This window comes from Burkholderia puraquae, assembly GCF_002099195.1.
Classification (GTDB): domain Bacteria; phylum Pseudomonadota; class Gammaproteobacteria; order Burkholderiales; family Burkholderiaceae; genus Burkholderia; species Burkholderia puraquae.
Genome location: NZ_NBYX01000055.1, coordinates 1 through 2,678 on the forward strand (window position 1 = coordinate 1; position 2,678 = coordinate 2,678).

At 68.0% G+C, this 2,678-nt stretch carries 2 protein-coding genes and 1 pseudogene; all 3 read left to right on the forward strand.

All coding sequences use genetic code 11. From position 1 onward, the window contains the following. Window positions 1–462 (forward strand): annotated as a pseudogene (locus B7G54_RS37670) (glycosyltransferase); the annotation flags it as partial. 6 nt (window positions 463–468) lie between these two features. Beyond that, complete coding sequence (locus B7G54_RS37675; RefSeq protein ID WP_085043679.1) at window positions 469–1,731, forward strand: glycosyltransferase family 87 protein; 1,263 nt, start codon at window positions 469–471, stop codon at window positions 1,729–1,731. A gap of 219 nt (window positions 1,732–1,950) precedes the next feature. Continuing rightward, the coding region (locus tag B7G54_RS37680; protein ID WP_085043680.1) for a glycosyltransferase family 2 protein at window positions 1,951–2,678 on the forward strand (728 nt) is incomplete at its 3' end.

Below are 2,678 nucleotides of genomic sequence, written 5' to 3' on the forward strand. Positions count from 1 at the left end.
TTCTCCGGATGGCGGCGCTGGAACTTCGCGCTCGAAGGCATCACCAGCTTCAGCACCGTGCCGCTGCGCGTGTGGACCTACATCGGCCTCGCATTCGCCGCCCTCTCGTTCATCTACGGCACGTTCATCGTCATGCGCACGCTGCTGTTCGGCAACCCCGTGCACGGCTACGCGTCGCTGATCTCCGTGATGCTGTTCGTCGGCGGCATCCAGCTGATCGGTATCGGCGTGATCGGCGAATACCTCGGCCGCATCTATCACGAGTCGAAACAGCGCCCGGTCTATCTCGTGCGGCGGCGTTACCGGGCCGACGCCCTGGTAGGCCAGCACCCTGGGCAACATGCCGCGCAGCCGGACGCCTTGAAGCTGCTGCAGTTTCCGGTCCGGCGCATCGCCGCGGCCCGCCGCCGACAGACGGCCGTCGCGAGCGCGACGGTGCCACGCAACGTGCCGGTCAAGTAACGCCTCATGGATATTTCCAGCTCATCGATACCCACCGACGAACGCCCTGTCCGCGTCTGGCTGACGCCCGGACGCCTCGCGCTTTACAGCGCGGTCATGCTGACGATCGGCGTGCTGTTCATGTCGATCCTGGTCCGGGTCGGCGCCCACTCGACCGACCCGGGCATGTTCCGCCCCGGCTCGGGGTTCATGGTGTTCTGGTCCGCGTCCCATCTGATGCTCCACGGTTCGCCGTGGCAGATCTACGACGTCCCCACGTTCTCGCGGGCGCTCGCCGACCTGTTCCCGACCGCGGCCCGCTACGCGTTCCTGCCGTGGCTGTACCCGCCTGCGTATCTACTGGCGGTCGCGCCGCTCGCGCTGTTGCCCCATGCGATCGGCTATCCGCTGTTCGTCGCCCTCGGCATCGTGCTGCTCGGCGTGTCGACCTGGCGCGTGTCGGGGCTCGCGGCGACGCCCGGCGCGAAACGCGTCGGCTGGCTCGCGCTGCTCGCATGCCCGGGCGTGCTCGTCACCGCGACGTACGGACAGAACGCGATGCTGACCGCGGCGTGCGCGGCGCTCGCCGTGTATTTCGTCGATCGGCGGCCGATGCTGGCCGGCTTCTTTATCGGGCTCCTGTCGGTCAAGCCGCAACTGGCGTTGCTGTTCCCGTTCGTGCTGATCGCCGCGCGCGCGTGGCGTGCATTCGCGTGGGCCGCGGCGTTCGCGACCGCCTTCACTGTGCTGGGCATCGCGACGGGCGGTATCGAGTCACTCCATCTCTTTACGCAGAACGCCGGCGCGCTGCGTTCGCTGATCATCGAGCATGGCGTTCCGTTCTGGTTTGCGTCGCCGACGCCGTTCGCGGCGTTTCGTCTCGCCGGCCTGCCGCCGGCGCTCGCCTATGCCGGGCAAGCCGGCATCGCCGCGATCGCGATCGCGGCCGCGTGCTTCGTCTGGCATCGCCACCGGGACGCCCGGCTGCGCGGCGCCGTGCTGGTCATCGCGACACTCGCCGTGAACCCCTATCTCTGGCACTACGAACTGTCCTGGTTATGCATCCCGATCGCGTGCATGATCGCTCTTGGTTCTCAGGACGGCTGGCTGCGCGGCGAGCAAAGTGTCGTGGCCATCCTGTGGGCGCTGCCGCTGTACGAGTTCCTGAATCCATGGATGCATCTGCCGCAGGTCGGGCCGCTCGTCACGTCGATCGCGCTGCTCATGCTGCTGCGGCGCGCACGGCTTGCAGGCCGCGGCACGCGCTCCGCTATCGTTCGCGCCCCCTGATCCGATAGCCGCGCGCCGGCCAGTACCCTGCCCGTGCCGGCGGCCGCGCCCGGCAATCGCGCACCGGGCCGCGCGCGCGCCCACCGCCGCACCGGCATCGATTGGTGTTACGAATCCCCGATTCCTGCCTACAATGATCGGAACGCCTGTCGTCCGGCCTCCAGCGGACGACAACCGGATCCATACGGTGCAGCGCAGGCCGGATCTCACGGGGGACGTATGTCCGCGCACGCCAGAAAGCCACTGGTCTCGCTCGTCGTGCCGTTCCACGACGAGGACGAAGCAATTGACGCATTCTTTGCGGCAACGCTGCCCATCCTCGAATCGGTCGAGTCGGTCCGTTTCGAGATCGTCTGCATCAACGACGGCAGCCGCGACGACACGCTCGACAAGCTGATCGACATCGCCGCCGGCGACTCGCGCGTGCGCATCGTCGATCTCACCCGGCGCTTCGGCAAGGAAGCCGCACTCACCGCCGGCATCGACGAAGCCGCCGGCACCGCCGTGATCCTGATCGACGCCGACCTGCAGGATCCGCCCGCGCTGATTCCCGCCATGGTCCAACGCTGGCTTGCCGGCGCCGAAGTCGTCGCCGCCAAGCGCACCGACCGCATGTGCGACCCGCTGATGCAGCGCGTGGCCGCCGCGCTCTACTACCGTGTGCACAACCGCCTCTCCGAAGTCGAGATGCCCGAGAACGTCGGCGATTTCCGCCTGATGGACCGTCAGGTCGTCGACGCGCTGCGCGCGCTGCCCGAGCGCCGCCGCTTCATGAAGGGCCTGTTCGCGTGGGTCGGCTATCGCATCGAGATCATCGAATACACGCGTGCGCCACGCAGCGGCGGCCGCTCCAAATTCTCCGGATGGCGGCGCTGGAACTTCGCGCTCGAAGGCATCACCAGCTTCAGCACCGTGCCGCTGCGCGTGTGGACCTACATCGGCCTCGC